The following is a 19,504-nucleotide window of genomic DNA, read 5'->3' as shown; positions in this document are numbered from 1 at the left end:
GCTCGCGCCCGCCGCGACTGCCGCAGGTGCGGCCTGCCCATATTCACGTGGTCCTGCTCGACGGCACGATGTCCTCGCTCCGGCCGGGATCCGAGACGAATATCGGGCTGACCTACCGCCTCCTGTCGGAACTGCCCGACAGCGCGAACGTCACTGTCTACTACGAGCCCGGAATCCAGTGGCGTGGCGTCAGGCGGGCGCACGAGGTCATCGCGGGGATCGGCATCAACCGGCAGATCCGCCGCGCCTACCTGTTTCTCGCGCGGAACTACCGCCCCGGCGACCGGATCGTGCTGATGGGCTATTCGCGGGGCGCCTATGCCGTCCGCTCGCTTGCGGGCCTGATCGACAAGATGGGCCTTCTGCGAGCCGCCCAGATCGACGAGGAGACGCTCGATCGCGTCTATCGCCTATACCGCGAGGCACCTGACAGCGCGGCCGCCCGGGCGCTGAAGGCGGCGCGGTGCCATGCCTACCCGGCGGTGCATTTCCTGGGCGTCTACGACACGGTGCGCGCGCTCGGCGTGCGCTGGCCTGTCCTCTGGCGCTTCATGCCGATGCCGCACCCGTATCATTCCCATGCGCTCGGGCCATCGACGCGCATCGCCCGCCACGCCCTCGCCATCGACGAGACGCGAGACATCTTCGAACCGGTCCTCTGGGACGTGCCCGAGGAGGCGGCCGCGTCCGGTGCGGTTCAGCAGATGTGGTTCCGCGGCGCCCATGGGGATGTCGGCGGACAGCTTGACGGCTACCGGCCCGCGCGGGCGCTCTCGAACATCCCGCTTGTATGGATGCTCGGCGAGGCGGAGGCCGCGGGCCTGCCGCTGCCGCCGCTCTGGCGGTCCCGCTACCTCACCGACCCCTCGGCCCCGGCCACGGGTACACGCAGGGGCGCGGGACGCTGGTTCGTGTTCCGGCATCGCCGCAAGGTCGGCCTCGACCCGTCCGAGCGCGTCCACCCGACCGCGCGCGGCGCGGCGGAGGCGCGCGGCATCCGGGTTCCCGTGCCAAGACCCGGCGGAGTTCCCCCGGCCACCGCCTGAGCCTCAGGTTCCGCGCGGTTTCGCCCGCAGCGTCGGGTCAGCCACCGTCGGATCCTCCGGCCAGAAATGGCGCGGATACCGGGCGCGCATGTCCTTGCGCACGTCGGCGTAGGATCCGGTCCAGAAACCGGGAAGGTCAGTCGTCACCTGGATCGGGCGCTGGGCCGGGGACAGAAGGACGAGGCGGATCGGCACGCGGGCCGGGCCGATCACGGGATGGACCGTCTCGCCCAGCACCTCCTGCAGGCGCACCGCGATTTCCGGCGCGTCCCCGCCATAGTCGATCTGGAGGCGGCGGCCGAGCGGCGTTTCCCAATGCTCGGGCGCAAGGCGGTCCACCTCGGCCATTCCCTCCCAGCCAAGCCAGGCGCGCAGCGCGTCATGGGGGTCGAAGCGACCCAGACCACCGGCGTCCCGGATGCCGTCCAGGAATGGCAGGGCCCAGTCCTCCAGCGCGGCGAGCAGCGCGTCGTCCGAGACGTCGCGCACCCGCGCATGTCCGATCCGCGCGCGCAGGAGGCGTGCCCGCTTCGACCAGCCGAGCGCGTCGAGGCCGAGGGTCCGGATCCCCTCGCAGATCGACGCTGCAACGGCCTCGGGAGGGGGATCGGTCAAGGGCCGGTCCGTCAGCACCAGCGCGCCGAGCATCTCCTGCCGCCGCGCCTCGATCCGGCCCTCCCGCTTCGACCAGCGGCAGGTTTCGCGCCATGCGATCCGGTCACCATGGACCATGTGCAGATCGGCCTCGACCAGTGCCACCGCCTGCCGGATGCGCGCCTCGCGCCGGTCGCCGTCGAGATCGGTGGCCACGATCAGGCGTTCCCGCCCCAGAGGGTCGCCTTCGGGCAGGGCCGCGCCGGTGCCACCTGACAGGAGGTAGCGCGGCGCCTCGCCCGGACGGCGCAGTCCGATACGATCGGGATAGGCCAGCGCCGCCTGCGCGCCGGGTGGCATCGGGTCACCCGCCTCGTGGCGCTTCAGCCGCTTCGCCTCCTCCCGGATGCGGGCCGTGATGGCGGGGTCGGCGCCGAGGCCCTTCGGGTCGTCCAGCGCCCGAAGCCGAAGGGCGAGGTCCGCGCCCTGTCCGCGCAGCGGGTCACGCTCGGCGAGCAGCGCCGCCATCCGCGCCGATCCCGGTCCCCCGCGCCTCAGCAGGTGGCCGAGGCGCGGGTGAAGCGGCAGGCGCACCAGTTCCCGCCCGTGGGCGGTGATCCGTCCGGCATGATCGAGCGCGCCGAGGTCCTGCAGGAGCGCCCGCGCCTCGGTCAGCGCAGCTTCCGGTGGCGGCGTCAGGAAGCGCAGTCCCTCTGCGCCGCCCCATTGCGCCAGTTCCAGCGCCAGTCCCGCGAGGTCGGCGGCCTCGATCTCGGCGGGCGGGAAGGCGGGGAGCGACCCCTCCTGTCCCCGCGCCCAGAGCCGGAAGCAGACGCCTTCGGCCACGCGCCCCGCACGACCGCGCCGCTGATCGGCCTCGGCACGCGAGACGGGTTCGGTGACCAGGCGGCTCATGCCGGTGCCGGGATCGAACCGCGCCCGTCGCGCGCGTCCGCCGTCGACGACGATGCGCACGTCCTCGATGGTCAGCGAGGTTTCCGCGATGGAGGTGGCCAGCACCAGCTTGCGGCCTTCCGTTTCGGGCCGGATCGCGGCGCGCTGCTCGCGGAAGGGCAGCGCACCGTAGAGCGGGCGGAGGTGGACATCCCCCGGCAGGCGCGGGCCGAGGAGGGCGGCGACGCGCCTTATCTCGCCCTCGCCCGGCAGGAAGGCGAGGCAGCCTCCGGCCGCATCCGACATGGCCCGCAGGATCAGGTCCGCCATCGCGTCCTCCCACCGCGTCGTCGCGGGCAGCGGACGGTCGAGCCATCGGGTCTCCACCGGGTAGGCGCGCCCCTCCGACGAGATCAGCGGCGCGTCGTCGAGCATCGCGGCGACCGGCCCGGCGTCGAGCGTCGCCGACATCACGAGGATGCGCAGGTCGGGACGCAGCGCGCCGCGCGCCTCCCACGCCAGCGCGAGGCCGAGATCGGCGTTCAGCGCGCGTTCGTGGAACTCGTCGAAGATGACGGTACCGATGCCCGGCAGGTCGGGCGCGTCCTGCAGCATCCGTGTCAGGATCCCTTCGGTCACCACCTCGATCCGGGTTGACTTCGAGACCTGCGCCTCGCCCCGGATGCGGTAGCCGACCGTCTGCCCGCAGGGCTCGCCCAGCATCTCGGCCATGCGTTCGGCGGCGGCGCGGGCGGCAAGGCGTCGGGGTTCCAGAAGGAGGATCCTGCCGGCCGCTCCGGCCTTGAGGAGCGCAGGCGGAACGCCGGTCGTCTTGCCCGCCCCGGGTGGAGCCTGAAGCACTGCGCGTCCAGCCGCGTCCAGCGCCCCGATCAGCTTGGGAAGGACATCGTCGATCGGTAGCGCCAAGGCTCAGGTCTTTCCGATGATCCGCACGGGGGCCATAGATCGGCGGCAGGGCGTCCCGCGTCAACTCCCCCCTGCGTCCGGTGCAAACAGGGCCGGGCTGGACAGGGAAGGGCGCTTGCGGTCAAAGAGGAGGCCATGCGCGGGGCCAGGGGTTCCGCGCGCCCACGGCAGAGATGAAGCGCCCGATGACCGACACCGAAACGCTCGCCGACAGGATCCTCGCGGGCGACCGGCGCGCACTGGCCCGGGCCGTGACGCTGGTCGAGAGCACGCGGGCCGACCACCGCGGCGAGGCCGCGGCGCTGCTCGAGCGGCTTCGGGGGGCGGGGCGGCAGGCGCTCCGGATCGGGCTGTCGGGCACGCCGGGCGTGGGCAAGTCCACCTTCATCGAGGCCTTCGGGATGATGCTGATCGGGCAGGGACTGCGCGTTGCGGTCCTCGCCGTCGACCCTTCCTCGGCGAGGTCGGGCGGCTCGATCCTCGGCGACAAGACGCGAATGGAGCGGCTGTCGCGCGAGAAGGCGGCCTTCATCCGGCCCTCGCCCTCATCGACCCACCTCGGCGGCGTCGCGCGCCGGACGCGCGAGGCGGTGGCGCTGTGCGAGGCGGCGGGTTTCGACGTCGTGCTGATCGAGACGGTGGGCGTGGGCCAGTCCGAAACGATGGTGGCGCAGATGTGCGACCTCTTCGTGCTGCTGCTGGCGCCCGCAGGCGGAGACGAGCTGCAGGGCGTGAAGCGCGGGATCATGGAGATGGCCGACCTGATCCTCGTGAACAAGGCGGACGGGGACCTCAAGGCCACGGCGACGCGGACGGTCGCGGATTATGCCGGCGCGCTGAGGCTCCTGCGCCATCGTCCGCAGGACCCCGAGGGGTTCCCCAAGGCGCTGCCGGTCTCGGCGGTGACGGAAGAGGGGCTGGCGGCGGCCTGGGCCGAGATGCAGGCGTTGGCCGGGCTGCGACGGGAAAGCGGCTGGTGGGACAGGACGCGCGCGGAGCAGGCGGCCCACTGGTTCGAGGAAGAAGTCAGGGCAGGGCTGCTGCGGCGGCTGGCCGAGCCCGGAGTGCGTGCGGAAATGGCTGCGCAGGCCAAGGCGGTCGTACGCGGCGATATCAGCCCCGAGGCCGCGGCACAGGCGGTGATCCGGGGCCTTGGCGCAGAAGACTAGCCGTCCGGCGTCAGGTCGCCCCGGTACCGGATCAGGTGGCCGAGGATCGGCGCCGTTGCCGTGACGTCGAACTGGATGGCGCCGGTCGGCCCCACCCGCTCGACCCCGCCGCCTTTCAGAAGGCCCCGCGCCGGAAGGCGGATTCCTGCGCCTAGCATCCCGACAACCGGCATCCTCAGCACGCCTTCTGCCACGGCAGGTCGCATCAGGAGCGTGACCGGCCCCACCCGCTCCGCGATGATGCCGGGCCGCCAGAGCCACTGAACGGAGCGCGCGACGTGCCCGTCGAAGCAGCGTTCCCAGACCTCCCGCGCGCCGTCCCGTCGGAGGCGAAGGGTCAAGGGCATTTCCCCGGCTCCCACGGGAAACCCGGCCAGCCGGACAGCCAGCCGCGCCGCGCCGTTGCCTTGCGTGACATCGACGTGTCCGCGAAAGCGATGCTCGGCCTGCGTCATGTGGAAGTGCCGAAGCGCGGCGGGAAGGTCGTCGAACGGGGCACCGAGGGCGCGGCGGTAGAGCATCCTCAGGCCGTCCGGCCGGCATGCTCAACGAAGCGCGCCTTAAGTGCCGGCTCCGGCATCATGCAGGTGTCGTAGCGCCCGAAGATCGCGTAGCGGTTCCGCGCGATCCGGTGGTATAGAAAATCGCCGATTGGCCGGGGAATGAACCGCAGCGCGGACAGCACGCGCCAGGGCCAGCCCACCGCGGCCATCGCGGCGGCGAACGCATCGAGGCGCTGGTGGATCACACCGTCCACGATCACGAGGTTGGTCTCGAAATCGCGGATCGGCAGGCCGAGCGCCTCATAGAGCGCGGCGCCGAGCGGCGATTGGGCCGTCGCGAAGGAAAAGCGTTCGGTTCGGTCCAGCCGCACCATCGTCCTGAAGAAGCCCGAGCAAAGGACGCATTCCCCGTCGAACACGATCAGGTCGCGCCCGGCGAGGGCGCGTTGCAGGACGGCTGGAAGGTCCTCAACCCGGCTCATGGCGGACAGGTAGCGCCGGGCGCCGGGGGAGGGATGCGGCAGGGTGCCGCCGGGACAGGGCCCGGCTCAGCCGAAGATGCGTTCGCCCTGTTCGTCGATGATCTGGCGGGCCTTCAGCACCGTGAAGCGCTGGGCCTCCTCCTTCGACTGGATCGTGTCGGCGCGGAGGAAGCGGTGGACCTTCACCTCGCCGCCGATTTCCTTCTCGATCCGCCCCGCGATGCGGAAGCCGCCGGCGTCCGATTGCGGCTCGGGGAAGATGCGGAACCCGTTATGCTCCTCCGGCTCGGGGCCAGGAGCGGACCCACCGCCGCCGAAAAGCTTGGAGAAGATTGACATGGCGGTTACCTCTTTGGACCCGTTAAGGATAAACGACGCGGGCCTCCCGTGGAAGCCTGTCGACCCTTTCGTGGCCTCGCATCGCGCCGGAGCGGTGCCGCGGTTGCGAAGGTCTGTAACCGAAAGCTGTCAGCGTGGCTTGGCTCGAATCTTTCGTCGAAACCTACGGAACGCTTGCCGTCTTTATCGGCACGGCGCTCGAGGGTGAGACGGTCGCGATCTTCGGCGGAGTGATGGCCCACCGCGACCACCTTGCCTTCTGGCAGGTCGCCCTGGCGGCGGCCGCGGGGGGCTACCTCTCGGACCTCCTGATCTACGGGTTCGGCCGATGGCACCGCGACAGTGCGCGGACCCGGAGGATCCTGGAACATCGCCATGTCGCGCCCGTGGTCGCCCGGCTGAGCCGGAACTTGACGCTGTTCGCCCTCGTGTTCCGTTTCGTCCCCGGCCTGAGGACGGCGGGCCCCCTGACATTGGCGGCGGCGAGGATGTCGTTCGTTCCCTATGCCCTGCTGACCGGGATCGCCGCCCTCGCATGGGGGGTGACCGGTGTCGGTCTGGGTTACCTGCTCGGGCAGACGGTTACGGTCCTGATCGGCAGACTTCACAGGATCGAGCACGCCCTGTTGATCCCCATCGTGGCGGGAGTTCTGATCGTCGGGGGGCGGATGCTGCTGCAGCGCCGGCGCGCGCGACGGGAGGCGGCCGACGGGCACGAGTGACGGGCCTGTCCCCGCCTGTCCCCGCCGGTCCTAGCCCTGCGACCGTCGCCCGACGGTCAGCTTGAGGCCCAGCAGGAGCCAGGGGGTTCCGTGCATGGCTAGATCGAAGATGTCGATGGCCTCGGTCAACTCGCCCGCCGCAAGCATCTTCAGCTTCTCCCAGATGTGGGGTTCCGGGAAGAACGGGGCGAGCCCGAGCGTCAGGCTCGCGATCAGAAGGACGCTGAGGGGCAGCGCGTCAAGGAGGCGGCGGAGGGCGGTCATCTCGCTCTCGCAGTCGGGGTAGGCCCCCGCCGGGTTCGGTCGGCGGGATTGCCCATCCTACTGATCCAGGAACGACCTCAGCTTTCGCGAGCGGCTGGGGTGCTTCAGTTTCCGCAGCGCCTTGGCTTCGATCTGGCGGATACGCTCACGGGTCACGCTGAACTGCTGACCGACCTCTTCCAGCGTGTGGTCGGTGTTCATCCCGATGCCGAAGCGCATGCGCAGCACCCGCTCCTCGCGCGGGGTGAGGGAGGCCAGGACCCGCGTCGTCGTCTCCTTCAGGTTCTCCTGAATGGCGCTGTCGAGGGGCAGGACCGCGTTCTTGTCCTCGATGAAGTCGCCGAGCTGGCTGTCTTCCTCGTCGCCGATGGGCGTCTCGAGGGAGATCGGCTCCTTGGCGATCTTCATCACCTTGCGGACCTTCTCCAGCGGCATCTGCAGCTTCTCGGCCAGCTCCTCGGGCGTCGGCTCGCGGCCGATCTCGTGGAGCATCTGGCGGCCGGTGCGCACGAGCTTGTTGATCGTCTCGATCATGTGCACGGGAATACGGATCGTGCGCGCCTGGTCGGCGATGGAACGGGTGATCGCCTGCCGGATCCACCACGTCGCATATGTCGAGAATTTGTAACCCCGACGGTACTCGAACTTGTCCACAGCCTTCATGAGGCCGATGTTGCCCTCTTGGATAAGGTCGAGAAACTGCAAGCCGCGGTTGGTGTACTTCTTGGCGATGGAGATCACGAGGCGGAGGTTGGCCTCGACCATCTCCTTCTTGGCCTGACGGGCCTCCTTCTCGCCCTTCTGGACCTGGTTCACGATCCGCCGGAATTCCTGGATGTCGAGGCCGACATACTGGCCGACCTGCGCCATGTCGTTGCGCAGCTCCTCGACCTTGTCGCGGGATCGGTCCATCAGGGCCTGCCAGCCGCGGCCGGACTTGTCGGCCATCCGCTCCACCCAGGTCGGGTCGAGCTCGTAGCCGCGGTATTCGTCGATGAACTCGCGGCGGTTGATCCGCGCCTGGTCGGCGAGTTTCACCATGCCGCTGTCGATGGCCATGATCCGGCGGTTGATGCCGTAGAGCTGGTCGATCAGCGCCTCGATCCGGTTGTTGTGGAGGTGAAGCTCGTTCACCAGTTCCACGATCTCGGAGCGAAGCTTCTGGTAGACCGCCTCGTCGTTGGTCGAGAAGCTGCCATCCTCGTTCAGCGTGGCCGAGATGCGCTTGTCCTGCATCTCGGACAGCTTCACGTAGTCCGCGGCGATCCGGTCGAGAATGTCGAGGACCCGCGGCTTCAGCGTCGCCTCCATCGCGGCGAGGCTCATGTTGGCCTGGTCGTCCTCATCCTCGTCGTCGTCACGGGCGATGGGATTGCCGTCGGCGTCGAGCTCGGGCTCGTCGCTCTTGTCGGCGGGCTCGGCATTGGCGTTGGCGACACCGCCCGCGGCGGGCGCGACCACGGGTTCGTCGTCGTCCTCGCCAAGCGACCGGCCGAATGTCGCGTCGAGGTCGATCACGTCGCGCAGCAGAATGTCCTCGTCGAGGAGTTCGTCGCGCCAGATGGTGATCGCCTGGAAGGTCAGCGGGCTTTCGCACAGGCCCGCGATCATCGTGTTGCGGCCGGCCTCGATCCGCTTGGCGATGGCGATCTCGCCCTCACGGCTGAGAAGTTCAACGGACCCCATTTCGCGCAGGTACATGCGGACGGGGTCGTCGGTGCGGTCGAGTTTCTCGGTCTCCGACGTCGAAACGGCGATCTCGCGGGAGGAGGACGTCTCGACGACATCCGTTCCACCCTTCTGGTCGCCGTCCTCGTCGGCCTCTTCGTCCTCGATGACGTTGATGCCCATTTCGCTCAGCATCGACATCACGTCTTCGATCTGCTCGGAACTCACCTGCTCGGGCGGGAGCACGGTGTTGAGCTGATCGTAGGTGATGTACCCGCGGGCCCGCGCATCGGCGATCATCTTCTTGACGGCTGTCTGGCTCATGTCGAGCCCGATGTCGGCCTCTTCGCCTTCCGTCTTGCGATCGTCGGTGTCCTTGGCCATGGGCAACGTCCTTTCGTGCTGGGAGCGCGGCGCGATTCGCGGGCGCCGACCCTTGCATCTGCAATCACATCTAGCGCGAATCACTGATTCGCACAGGCCGCGTTCAGCTTTTCTTCGCTTGCCCGGCGCTGTTTAGCAACTCGTGGAACGCGGCACGGGCCTCGGGTGTGTCCCCGAACTGCTCGGCCGGTCGTCCGTCGCGGGGCAAAAGCGCTTCGTGCTTGCCCCGGACCGCCTGGCGGAGCCGGAAGGCGAGCGTGCTGTCCACCTCCACGGTTCCCTCGGCGAGGTCGTGTGCGGCCTCGCTCAACTCGTCTTCGAGGGCGCGTACTGCGGCGTGCTTGGCGAATTCTTCCTCCAGGCAGGTGCGGGCGGCCGACGGGTCGTCGCGCCCCGCGAGAAACGGCGTGATCCGCAGATGGCCCGTCGTCTCCAGGCTTTCAAGGGTGGACAGGTGCCCGGCGGCCGCGATCGCCTCGCGGAGCGCTTCCGGCTCCCGTTCGGGGCAGGCAGCCAGGAACAGCGCAAGGCGTGCCACATCGGGATCGCGCGGCTCCAGCCGGTCGAGCCGATCCTCGAATGTATCGAGCAGCGTGGGATAGCGGCAGAAGGTTGCGAGGATCAGCGCACAGCGCAAACGATCGCCTTCGAGCTGACCGACAAGCGCCCGCGTCGCGGCGAGGGGGGCGAGCGGCGCCTCGGCGAAACCGCGCCCGCGCCAGGATCCGCGCTCGCCGCGCGCCGGCCGCTGCGGCCGGAACAGCGCCCGGCGCAGTTCGGACAGCGCCTCGCCATAGTGGCGGCGCAGCGAAACGTCCTTGATCCGGGTCACGGCCTCGCGCAGGCGGCGGTCGAGGCCCGCGCGCCGTTCGGGCGTGTCGAACACCTGCCCCTCCGTTTCCCGGCGCCACAGCAGCGTCACCAGCGGCTCGGCGGCGTCGATCGCCTCCTGCATCGCCTTGGCGCCCTTCGAGCGGATCAGGTCGTCGGGGTCCTGCCCCTCGGGGAGGATGCAGAACCGCAGGCTGCGGCCCGGCCCGAGATGCGGCAGCGCCAGGTCGAGAAGCCGCATCGCGGCCTGGAGCCCGGCCCGGTCGCCGTCGAGCGCGATCACCGGCTCGTCCGCGATGCGCCAGAGCAACTGCAATTGCTCTTCCGTGATCGCGGTGCCGAGCGGCGCGACGGCGGCCTGGAAACCGGCGGCCACCAGAGCGATGACGTCCATGTAGCCCTCGGCCACGATCAGCGTCTGGCCCTTGCCGGCGGCGGTGCGCGCCGGCCCGTGGTTGTAGAGCGCGCGACCCTTGTCGAAGAGAGGCGTCTCGCGGGTGTTGAGGTATTTCGCGGACTGCTTGGGGTCCATCGCCCGCCCGCCGAAACCGATGCAGCGTCCGCGCGGGTCGCGGATCGGGAACATGATCCGGTCGCGGAAGGCGTCGAAAGGCGCCCGTCCGTCGTCCGGCCTCGTGGCGATGCCGGCCTCGAGCACGTCGCGTTCGGCGATGCCCTTGCCGGTCAACGCCTGCAGCGCTGCGGTGCGGCTTGCGGGCGCGAAGCCGATCTCGAAACGCTCCTGCATTTCCGCTGAAAGCCCCCGGCGTTCCAGGTAGGCGCGTGCCTCCGCGGCCGCGCCCGTGCGAAGCTGCAGACGGTAGAACCCGACAGCCGCCTCCGTCGCGCGGGCGAGTTCGGTCAACCGGTCCGCCTTCTGCGCCGCCTTGGGGTCGGGGGCGGGCATCGTCATGCCGGCCTCGCGGGCCAGAAGCTCGACCGCTTCCATGAAGCCGACGTTCTCCGTCTCCTGCACGAAGGCGAAGAGGTCACCTTTGGCCTGGCAGCCGAAGCAGTAGTAGAAGCCCTTGCGGTCGTCGACGTGAAAGCTTGCCGTCTTTTCGTGGTGGAAGGGGCAGGGCGCCCACATGTCGCCCTTGCCCTGATTCGACTTCCTCCGGTCCCAGATGACCTTGCGGCCCGCGACATGTGCCAGGGACACGCGCGACTTCAGCTCTTCGAGGAAACCGGGGGGCAGGCTCATGCCGCCAATATCGGCGCCCGGAGGGGTCGTGTCCAGCGCCGTCCGCGACATGGGGCGACCGAGGAAATGTCAGAATGTTTTCTTATCCCCGGCACGGTGCCGGCACGTTCTGCGCGCACAAGGTCGCCCATGACGAGTATCGAGTACCAGGCCACAACGGCCGGCGCCGCCCGGCGTGCATCCGCAGTCGAGGGTTTCTTTCTGGGGGACGGCGGAGCCGTGACCGTCGACTGGACCGTGATGGCGGCTACCGTCGTGGCGGTCGGCCTTTCCGTCATGACCCTGGTGTCCGGTGGCGCAGGTGACCTCGCGGGAGACACGGCCGCGGCGATGACCGAGGACGACATCGTCTACCGCTCCGGGCATTTCGGACAGAACCGCGCCGACGTGATCGCCGGCATGGAGTGGACGGCCTACAACAGCGGCAACCACGCGCGAAACCACTTCAACAACATCGTCGCCAATCTCAACGACGCTCAGCTGCGCAACAGGCACCGCAACTGGGTGAACATCGCGAACGATCCCGACCATCCGAACCATGCCCTTGGCGCCGACAGGGCAACCGTTTTCGGCATGGCGCTGGACGAGCGCGGGCTCGAACCGCACGACGGTTACTGAAGCCGCTCCCGCGCGGCGACCTTGCGCATCGCGCCTTCCAGTTCGTGGGCCGCGGACCCCGCCATGGAGCGGAACACCATGATCCCGTAGCGGTCCCCGGCCTCGCGCGTCAGCACGCAAGCCATGTGACCGAAAAGCGTGCGCGCGGCATGGCCCACGGCGAAGACATCGGGCCTGAGGTCGATCGGCACGAGCCTTGCAAGGACGGCGCGCGCATCGGTGCCCTCGATCGCCAGCGCACCCCAGGCGTCGGTCTGGTCGGTCACGGCGGCGCCGGGCAGGGGGCCGGGGTCCGCGCCGAGCACGAAGCACTGGCCCATGCCCGTCCAGATCGCGCGCACGTCGTCCCTGGCGATCACCCGGCCAGCGTCCGGAAACGGCACGCCGACGGCCTTCTCAAGGGCCTTCGACACCTTGGTCTCCTGCCCCCGGAACGGGGACACGGAGGTGATGGTGGCCGCCATGACCTCCACCGCCTCGACGTTACCGAAGCGGAGCGGCAGGAGCCCCTGGAACGCGGATCTTGCGATAAGCTCAGCCACGCGCGCGCCCTCCCTCGGGGTCGAAGAACACCGGGTCGCAGACCTCGCAGAGCGTCTCGGCCTTGCGCAGGTGGTCGACCATCCGCACCGTCTCGCCGATCCGCGCCCTGCCGTTCAGGAGGAAGCCGAGGCCCAGATACGTCTCCAGCGTCGGAGACCACGCGACCGAGGTGATATAGCCCTGGTCGTTCACGCGCACGGCGTCGTCTTTCTCGCGGAAGAGATGCGCGCCGGCCAGAAGCGGTGTCTCCGGGGATTTCGGCTTCAGGCCCACGAGTTGCTCGCGCTCGGGGCCCGAAAGACCCGGGCGGAGCGAGGCGGCCCTGCCCACGCAATCCTTCTTGCCCGAGACCATTCGGCCGAACCCGACATCGTCGGCCGTCACGCGGCCGTGGATCTCGGCATGCGTGATGAAACCCTTCTCGATCCGCATGACGTTCAGCGCCTCCATCCCGTAGGCCCCGCCGCCGAGCGTCTCGGCGCGGGCGACGAGATCGCGGTAGAGTGCCTCGCCAAAACGGGCGGGAATGGCGATCTCGTAGGCGTGCTCGCCCGAGAAGGAGATGCGGAAGAGGCGGCCGGGAATGCCGTGGATGCGGACCGGGCCGCAAGCCATGAAGGGGAAGCTCTCGTCGTCGATCGCCTCGTCCAGCACCGAGTTGATGAGCGCCCGTGCCTGCGGCCCCGCGACCGAGAACTGCGCCCACTGCTCGGTGACGGAGATCAGCGCCACGTCGAGGTCGGGGCGAAGGCACTGCCGCACGAATTCGAGGTGCTGCATCACCTGGCCCGCGGCTGCGGTGGTCGTCGTCATCACGAAATGCGTGTCCGACAGCCGCGCGGTGGTGCCGTCGTCCATGACGTGCCCGTCCTCGCGCAGCATCAGGCCATAGCGCACGCGCCCGGGCTTCAGCGTCGAGAAGGTGTTGCAATAGACGAAGTCGAGGAAGGCCGCCGCGTCCGGTCCCTGGATATCGATCTTGCCGAGCGTCGAGACATCGACGACGCCGACCGCCTCGCGGACCATCCTCACCTCTCGGTCGCAGGACTGGCGCCAATGGGTCTCGCCCGGTTTCGGCACATAGCTCGGCCGGTACCAGAGCCCGGCCTCGATCATCGGCGCGCCCCAGTCTCGCAGCGCGCGGTCGGAGGTCGTCCGCCGCTCGGGGGCGAAGCCCTTCCCTTCGGCGCCCGCCGCCATCGCGCCGATCGGCACCGGGATGAAGGGCGGGCGGTAGGTCGTGGTCCCGGTCTCGGGAATGCCGCGCCCCGTTGCGTCGGCCAGAAGCGCCAGCGCCGCGATGTTCGAGGATTTGCCCTGGTCGGGCGCCATGCCTTGCGTCGTGTAGCGCTTCATGTGTTCGACCGAGGTGAACCCTTCCTGCGCGGCGAGCTTCACGTCCTTCGTGGTCACGTCGTTGGCGAAGTCGAGCCAGGCGCGTCCCTTGCCCTCGACGTACCAGAGTGTCGAGACGCTCCCTGCGTCCTCGAGGGCCTCGGAGACCTCGACCTTCCTTGCCTTGAGCCCGAGCATGGCGAGGGCCTTCGCCGCCGCCGCGTGGCCGTCGCGCAGGCAGGCGGCCGTCGCGTAGTTGCCATTGCAGGCCCCCGCCGGAAACAGCCCGGGCACCGCGTCGGGCGCGGGCAGGAACGCCTTGCGCGCCGCGTCCCACACCGGCCGCGCGCCGAGATGGCAGGTCAGGTGCACGCTGGGGTTCCAGCCGCCGGACATCGCGAGACAGTCGGTGATGATGTCGTCGGTCCGCCCGCCGTGCCGCACGGTGATCTGCCTCAGACCGTGGCGGCCCTTCGTATCGATCACCTGCCCGCCCTCGATCAGGCGGTAGTCGCCCTGCTTCCTGACGCCTGTCCGGCTGTCGATGACGGCGGCGACGCGCATGCCGGCCGCCTGCATCTCGACCGCCGTGCGGTGCGCGTCATCGTTGGTGGCGAAGACCGTCAGGTTCCGCCCCGGCGCGACACCGTAGCGGTTGAGATACGTCCTGACCGCCGAGGCCAGCATGATCCCGGGCCGGTCGTTCATCGGGAAGGCGATGGGCCGCTCCAGCGCGCCGGCGGCAAGGACGGCCGACTTCGCCCGGATGCGCCAGAAACAGTCGCGCGGCGTGTCGGGGTCGTGGGGCAGATGCTGGCCCACCCGTTCGAGGGCGCCGAAGTTCAGCCCGTCATGGACGCCGGTCACGGTCGTGCGCGTCATCACGCGGACCCGGCCCGTTTCCTTCAGTTGCGCCAGCATGTCCTCGACCCAGTATTCGGCCTCGACGCCGTCGATCTCCTCGGCGTCCGACAGGAGGCGGCCGCCGCATTCGGCGCTTTCCTCGGCGAGGATCACGTCGGCGCCGGCCCTCGCTGCCGTCAGCGCGGCCATCAGCCCGGTCGGCCCGCCGCCGATCACCAGGACATCGCAATGGGCGAAGGCGCGTTCGCTGGCCTCGGGGTTGGGCCCCCGCGTCATCCGACCGAGCCCTGCGGCGCGGCGGATCATCGGCTCGTAGAGCCCTTCCCAGAAGCGCCGCGGCCACATGAAGGTCTTGTAGTAGAAGCCCGCGCCGAGGAACGGCCAGAACAGGTCGTTCACCGCCATCAGGTCGCGCTCCAGCGATCCGATGCGGTTCTGGCTGTTGACGGTCAGGCCCTCGTGGATCTCCTGCACCGTGGCGCGAACGTTGGGGATCATCGCGTGCCCCGTGCCGACCTGCACGAGCGCGTTCGGCTCCTCGCTGCCTGCCGTCAGGGGACCGCGCGGGCGATGATACTTGAAGGACCGCGCCATGAGGCGGATGTCCCTGGCCAGCAGCGCTGAGGCGACCGTGTCACCTGCGAAGCCCGAGATCGTCTTCCCGTCGAAGGTGAAGCTGACCGGCCGCGTCCGGTCGATGCGCCCGCGTCCCTCAACCCGCATGCCGGCTCGCCTCCCGCGCCAGCTCCACGCCGGTGATCTCGTGCGTGACGGTGTTCCGCGTGACAACAAGCCAGGCGCCGCAGCCCGAGCCGTGGAACCACAGGTCGCGCGTCATGCCCGCCGGGTTCTCGCGGTTGTGAAGGTAGTCGTTCCAGGCGTCGGACCACGCTTCGTCGGCGGGGCGATGAATGTAGGTCTCGTGCCCGAGATAAGTGAATTCGCGGATGTCGCGGGCCCCGCAGAAGGGGCAGTCGATCTGCATGGTCTTCCCCTAGTGCAGGTTGTGCTGGCTGCCCTTCGCCTCTTCGTCCATCAGGCCGCGGCCCGTGGCGAAGCGGTCCAGGCGGTAACGCGCGGCGGCCTCGTGCGGTCGGTCGGTGGCGATGAGATGGGCGAAGGTGTGCCCCGATGCCGGCACCGCCTTGAACCCGCCGTAACACCAGCCGCAGTTGAGATAGAGCCCCTCGATATGGGTGCGGTCGATGATCGGCGAACCGTCCGGCGACATGTCCATGATCCCGCCCCAGGACCGCAGGATCCTTGCCTTGCCGATCATCGGCATCAGCGTCAGACCCGCTTCCATCACGTGCTCGGCCATGGGCAGGTTCCCGCGCGCGGCGTAGCTGGCGTAGAAGTCGAGGTCGCCGCCGAAGACGAGGCCGCCCTTGTCGGACTGGCTGATGTAGAAATGCCCCATGCCGTAGGTCACGACGTGGTCGATCACGGGCTTCAGCCCCTCGGTGACGAAGGCCTGGAGGATGTGGCTTTCTATCGGCAGGCGCATCCCCGCCATCGCCGCGACCTGGGAGGAGCGGCCGGCGACCACGATGCCCACCTTCTTGGCGCGGATCGCGCCGCGCGAGGTCTGCACGCCGGTCACGCGCCCGCCCTCGATGTCGATCCCCGTCACCTCGCAGTTCTGGATCAGATCGACGCCCCGCATGTCCGCGCCGCGTGCGAAGCCCCAGGCCACCGCATCGTGGCGCGCGGTGCCGCCGCGCGGGTGGTAGAGCCCGCCATAGATCGGGAAGCGCGTCTGCTCGTAGTCGAGATAGGGCAGGAGTTTCCGCACGCCCGCCCTGTCGAGGAGGATCGCGTCATCGCCCTGGTTGATCATGGCGTTGCCGCGCCGTGCATAGGCGTCGCGCTGGCCGTCGGAATGGAACAGGTTGATGATGCCCCGCTGGGAATGCATCACGTTGTAGTTGAGCTCCGCCTCCAGCCCCTCCCAGAGCTTCAGCGAATGCGAGTAGAACTCGGAATTCCCGGGCAGCCCGTAGTTTGCGCGCACGATGGTGGTGTTGCGCCCGATGTTGCCGCCGCCGAGATAGCCCTTCTCGAGCACCGCGATGTTGCGCAGGCCGTGCTCCTTGGCCAGGTAGAAGGCGGTGGCGAGGCCGTGGCCGCCGCCACCGATGATGACGATGTCGTAGGCGTCTTTCGGTGCCGGGTCACGCCACGCCGGGCGCCAGCCCCTGTTGCCAGTCAAGCCCTGGGCCAGAACGGCCAAGCCGGAATACCGCATCTCGCTCCTCGAGGTCGGGCCCTCCCGGAACGGGCCAGGCCACCGCGCCTTTATCGAACCTCGGCGTCGCGATGGAAAGTCCGTCTGCGACAACGCGATGCCGCACCGCGACCTGAAGGGCCACGGCGCGGCAATGGCGCGGAAACGAGGGCCGAGCCGACGTCAGGAAGAAGTGGGCATGCCCGTCGCGCTGAAGGGAACCTGTCCGGCGTAGCGCGGACGCACCAGCGTGAAGTTGTCGAACCGCAGAACGGTCAGGCCGATCTCGAAAGGCGCATCGTAGGCGACGAATGTCTCGACCAGAACCACCCGTTCGCCGTTGGCCATGACGGGAAGACGGTCGGTCATGTCGACGAGGTTGGCGTCGAAGAGTCGCGCCGCGCCGTTCACGCCATGGGACCAGTCGACCCGGTAGTTGCCGTTGATCATCGCGATCTGGGTGGCGCGCATCTGCACGTCGCCCGAACCTCGGATGATGGTGTCGATGACGTTGGCCATGCCCGAGATGTCGTGGCCGAAGACCATGTTGGTCTGCCGCGACAGCATGTCGGCAACCATGTAGGTCGCCTTCACCGACGTGTTGTAGACACGGTACGCGTCGAAGAAGACGAAGCTGCCGACATAGGCCCAGACGAGCAGGGGCGTCAAAAGGACCGTCTCGAACGCCACGGCGGCGCGGGTGTCGTGGATGAAGTTCCGAAGGCTCTGGATCATGGCTCGGGCCCTCTCAGTCCGGTTCGTTCACGAAGACGGAGGACGCCATCATGTGCAGCCCCCCCGAATCGTCGCGCGTGAGGTTGAGGCCGAAGCCGGAGAAGGGCAGCACCCGGTCCACGATCATGCAGGCGCGTACAAGCATTACCTCGTTGTCGCCGCCGGCCGTGAACGAGTTGCTGGGTGTGGCGGTTGCGTCGGCGCGCTCGATGCAGAGCTCCTGGTTGTCCGGCACCGCGTAGGTCATGCGGTTCACGCGACGCAGGTCGATCGTGAGAAGTGCCTCGCAGTTCGGAAGCATTCCGGTGTTGTCGCAGATCGCGGTCCGGATGTCGGCGGGCGTGACGGTCAGCCCATTGGCAAGCCGCAGGATGCGCACGGCCTGGTCGAGCGTGCGCTCGAGCATCACCTGACGCGTCATGATCATCGAGGTCTCGAAGACGGCGATGAAGAGGATCATGATCACCGGGAAGGTGATGACGAATTCCATCGTCGCGGTGGCTTCCTCGCGGCGTGCGAATTGCCGGATATGAAATGCGAGTCCGTTCATCGGATTACTGGATGAGCCTCAGCTGGTTGATGGCGCCGGCGATGGACTGGAAGGCCGCATCGAGATCGGAGCCCCGCACGTCGTAGTAATGGGCGATCGACGAAGCGCAGTTCTGCATCTCGGTCCGACCGTTGGAATTGGTGTTGAAGGCGATGGTGAAGACGATCACGCCGTTGTCCCGCGCGGCCTGGCAGGCGGCGTAGAAGCGGCTGAGGTTCGTGTTCCGGGCGCTCTCGGTGACACGGCAGCCCTGACCGTTGCAGTCCCCGCTGTTGCTCTGCTCCTGCAGTTCCTGCGTGTGGTTCAGGAAGATCCGGGTGGGGTTGGTTTCATCGAGCGGCGACAGCGTCCGGTCCTGGAAGCGCGGACGGATCTGGTCGGTGATGGCGCCGTCGGTCATCAGGACGATCACCTTCAGCGTCTCGGGGTCGTCGAACGCCGCCGGGCGGTCTTCGAAATCGGAGGACACCGCACCTTGATTGACCAGTTCCCGCACGGCCCAGTTGCTGTCGGGGTTCAGAAGCCAGAGGCCCCAAAGCATCCCGTAATGCGTGCCCGTGCCGTCGTGCAGGCGCATCCGGTTGATGTAACCCTCGAGGTCGTTTGCCTGGTTCGAGAAATACTGGATCGCCGAGGAGTTCTCGAGCAGGCTGGTGTTGCCCTCCAGCGGGCACCAGCCCCAGTCCATCGTCGGATTGTCGATGGACCAGTTCATGAAATGCGGCACCTGGTCGAACGAAGCGCCCTGCGGGATTGCGCGCAGGTCGAAGTCGCTGCTGTCGAATTCCACGCAATGCGATCGGGGGTGGTCGCGCAGGACCGTGACGGTGTCGCCGTTGGTATCCTCGTAGTCGACATAGGCGCGCACGCCACCGATCAGGTCGAACATCGCCGCGCCGGGATTGACCTGTCCGGCATAGGGAACCACCGAGATCGTGGTCGCGGCCGCACGGTCGTCTTCGAGGACGCGGTCGATGAAGTTTCGGGCGGCCGGGCGCAGCCGGTCGATCTGGGGCATGCCGTCGCTGTCGGTGAAGCGCATGGAGCCCGAGATGTCGAGAACGAGCGAGACCTCGACGTTCGGAATGATCTCCTCGGCGGCGCCTTCCGCGGGCGAGGTCAGGACGCGCACCCCGAACATGTGCATGAAGAGCGTGTTGATCTCGACTTCTGCATAGGCGTTCACGCGGCGGAAGTTGATGCCTTCCTCGACGTTCACGTTCAGGCGGTAGTTGTTGAGGCCGGAGATCTCGAAATAGTTCTCGACCACCGCGACAGGGTTCAGCGGCTGCGACACCGAAGCCGCGGCCAGGACGGCGCGGTCGAGCGTGTACTGCAACTGCACGCGCTGTGTCTCGTAGCGCATGATGTCGATCGCGATTCCGGCGACGGCCACCATCAGGATGAAGATCATCAGTGCGAAGGTGGTGATCGTGCCTTCCTCGCTCCGCATGAACCGGCGGACAAGCCGGTCGCGGCGCGCCGAGTAGGCGCCATGGATGGTCGAGATCCGGTCGAACTGGCGCATTTCGCGCTCCTGCTGGTTACCCCTGGACTGCGACAAGACGCAGGAATGGAAGCATCCAACTGCCGTGCAACCGCGGC

Annotated in this window: 18 protein-coding genes; 4 read left to right on the top strand and 14 right to left on the bottom strand. The window is 68.5% G+C overall.

The annotated features are described in order from the left end of the window. Positions 1-47 precede the first annotated feature (47 nt). On the top strand, positions 48-1,046 hold the full coding sequence (locus N8I71_RS10175) for a DUF2235 domain-containing protein (protein WP_262877869.1): 999 nt from the start codon (positions 48-50) through the stop codon (positions 1,044-1,046). Between the two features lie 3 nt (positions 1,047-1,049). Here the strand turns inward: N8I71_RS10175 and hrpB are convergent, their stop codons facing one another. Then, positions 1,050-3,461: an ATP-dependent helicase HrpB gene (hrpB, locus tag N8I71_RS10170; protein WP_262877868.1), complete on the bottom strand. Its 2,412-nt coding sequence runs from the start codon at positions 3,459-3,461 to the stop codon at positions 1,050-1,052. A 185-nt stretch (positions 3,462-3,646) separates the two neighbouring features. Here hrpB and meaB point away from each other — a divergent pair, with 185 nt between their 5' ends. Then, positions 3,647-4,630, top strand: coding sequence for a methylmalonyl Co-A mutase-associated GTPase MeaB (gene meaB / locus N8I71_RS10165; RefSeq protein WP_262877867.1), 984 nt, complete (start codon positions 3,647-3,649; stop codon positions 4,628-4,630). On the opposite strand, the gene N8I71_RS10160 is transcribed toward meaB, so the two are convergent. The 3 genes from N8I71_RS10160 to N8I71_RS10150 all read right to left on the bottom strand — a co-directional run bounded on the left by N8I71_RS10160 (position 4,627) and on the right by N8I71_RS10150 (position 5,954). Then, positions 4,627-5,151 carry a DUF4166 domain-containing protein gene (locus N8I71_RS10160; RefSeq protein ID WP_262877866.1) on the bottom strand — a complete coding sequence of 175 codons (525 nt, stop codon included), beginning with the start codon at positions 5,149-5,151 and terminating at the stop codon, positions 4,627-4,629. The two genes, meaB and N8I71_RS10160, sit on opposite strands and share 4 nt — an antisense overlap. 2 nt (positions 5,152-5,153) lie before the next feature. After that, entirely contained in the window at positions 5,154-5,615 is a 462-nt protein-coding gene (locus N8I71_RS10155; protein ID WP_262877865.1) for a thiol-disulfide oxidoreductase DCC family protein, read from the bottom strand. A gap of 66 nt (positions 5,616-5,681) precedes the next feature. Next, positions 5,682-5,954 carry an HlyU family transcriptional regulator gene (locus tag N8I71_RS10150; protein WP_262877864.1) on the bottom strand — a complete coding sequence of 91 codons (273 nt, stop codon included), beginning with the start codon at positions 5,952-5,954 and terminating at the stop codon, positions 5,682-5,684. A 134-nt stretch (positions 5,955-6,088) separates the two neighbouring features. Here N8I71_RS10150 and N8I71_RS10145 point away from each other — a divergent pair, with 134 nt between their 5' ends. Beyond that, positions 6,089-6,676 (top strand): DedA family protein, encoded by a 588-nt coding sequence (locus N8I71_RS10145; RefSeq protein WP_262877863.1) that lies wholly within the window; start codon positions 6,089-6,091, stop codon positions 6,674-6,676. A 30-nt stretch (positions 6,677-6,706) separates the two neighbouring features. Here the strand turns inward: N8I71_RS10145 and N8I71_RS10140 are convergent, their stop codons facing one another. The 3 genes from N8I71_RS10140 to dnaG all read right to left on the bottom strand — a co-directional run bounded on the left by N8I71_RS10140 (position 6,707) and on the right by dnaG (position 11,027). Then, positions 6,707-6,940, bottom strand: a complete 234-nt coding sequence (locus N8I71_RS10140; protein ID WP_262877862.1) for an RND transporter — start codon at positions 6,938-6,940, stop codon at positions 6,707-6,709. 57 nt (positions 6,941-6,997) lie between these two features. Beyond that, positions 6,998-8,992 (bottom strand): RNA polymerase sigma factor RpoD, encoded by a 1,995-nt coding sequence (gene rpoD / locus N8I71_RS10135; RefSeq protein ID WP_262877861.1) that lies wholly within the window; start codon positions 8,990-8,992, stop codon positions 6,998-7,000. Positions 8,993-9,095: 103 nt separating this feature from the next. After that, complete coding sequence (dnaG, locus tag N8I71_RS10130) at positions 9,096-11,027, bottom strand: DNA primase (protein ID WP_262877860.1); 1,932 nt, start codon at positions 11,025-11,027, stop codon at positions 9,096-9,098. A 129-nt stretch (positions 11,028-11,156) separates the two neighbouring features. Between dnaG and N8I71_RS10125 the strand changes: the two genes are divergently transcribed. After that, complete coding sequence (locus tag N8I71_RS10125) at positions 11,157-11,645, top strand: hypothetical protein (RefSeq protein WP_262877859.1); 489 nt, start codon at positions 11,157-11,159, stop codon at positions 11,643-11,645. On the opposite strand, the gene N8I71_RS10120 is transcribed toward N8I71_RS10125, so the two are convergent. The 7 genes from N8I71_RS10120 to N8I71_RS10090 form a co-directional block, all read right to left on the bottom strand. After that, on the bottom strand, positions 11,639-12,187 hold the full coding sequence (locus tag N8I71_RS10120) for a sarcosine oxidase subunit gamma (RefSeq protein ID WP_262877858.1): 549 nt from the start codon (positions 12,185-12,187) through the stop codon (positions 11,639-11,641). The genes N8I71_RS10125 and N8I71_RS10120 overlap by 7 nt on opposite strands. Then, positions 12,180-15,110 (bottom strand): sarcosine oxidase subunit alpha family protein, encoded by a 2,931-nt coding sequence (locus N8I71_RS10115; RefSeq protein WP_262877857.1) that lies wholly within the window; start codon positions 15,108-15,110, stop codon positions 12,180-12,182. The genes N8I71_RS10120 and N8I71_RS10115 overlap by 8 nt, the downstream gene beginning before the upstream one ends. Next, complete coding sequence (locus N8I71_RS10110; RefSeq protein WP_262877856.1) at positions 15,100-15,372, bottom strand: sarcosine oxidase subunit delta; 273 nt, start codon at positions 15,370-15,372, stop codon at positions 15,100-15,102. The genes N8I71_RS10115 and N8I71_RS10110 overlap by 11 nt, the downstream gene beginning before the upstream one ends. A gap of 9 nt (positions 15,373-15,381) precedes the next feature. Next, positions 15,382-16,635, bottom strand: a complete 1,254-nt coding sequence (locus tag N8I71_RS10105) for a sarcosine oxidase subunit beta family protein (protein ID WP_262877855.1) — start codon at positions 16,633-16,635, stop codon at positions 15,382-15,384. Between the two features lie 162 nt (positions 16,636-16,797). Further along, complete coding sequence (locus tag N8I71_RS10100) at positions 16,798-17,349, bottom strand: hypothetical protein (protein ID WP_262877854.1); 552 nt, start codon at positions 17,347-17,349, stop codon at positions 16,798-16,800. A 13-nt stretch (positions 17,350-17,362) separates the two neighbouring features. Beyond that, positions 17,363-17,899: a TadE/TadG family type IV pilus assembly protein gene (locus N8I71_RS10095; protein ID WP_262877853.1), complete on the bottom strand. Its 537-nt coding sequence runs from the start codon at positions 17,897-17,899 to the stop codon at positions 17,363-17,365. A 4-nt stretch (positions 17,900-17,903) separates the two neighbouring features. Then, complete coding sequence (locus N8I71_RS10090; RefSeq protein WP_262877852.1) at positions 17,904-19,427, bottom strand: Tad domain-containing protein; 1,524 nt, start codon at positions 19,425-19,427, stop codon at positions 17,904-17,906. Positions 19,428-19,504 lie beyond the last annotated feature (77 nt).

The sequence above is a fragment of the Roseicyclus sediminis genome (genome assembly GCF_025515305.1).
GTDB classification, from domain to species: Bacteria; Pseudomonadota; Alphaproteobacteria; order Rhodobacterales; family Rhodobacteraceae; genus Roseibacterium; species Roseibacterium sediminis.
This window is presented reverse-complemented; position numbering and strand designations above follow the sequence as displayed.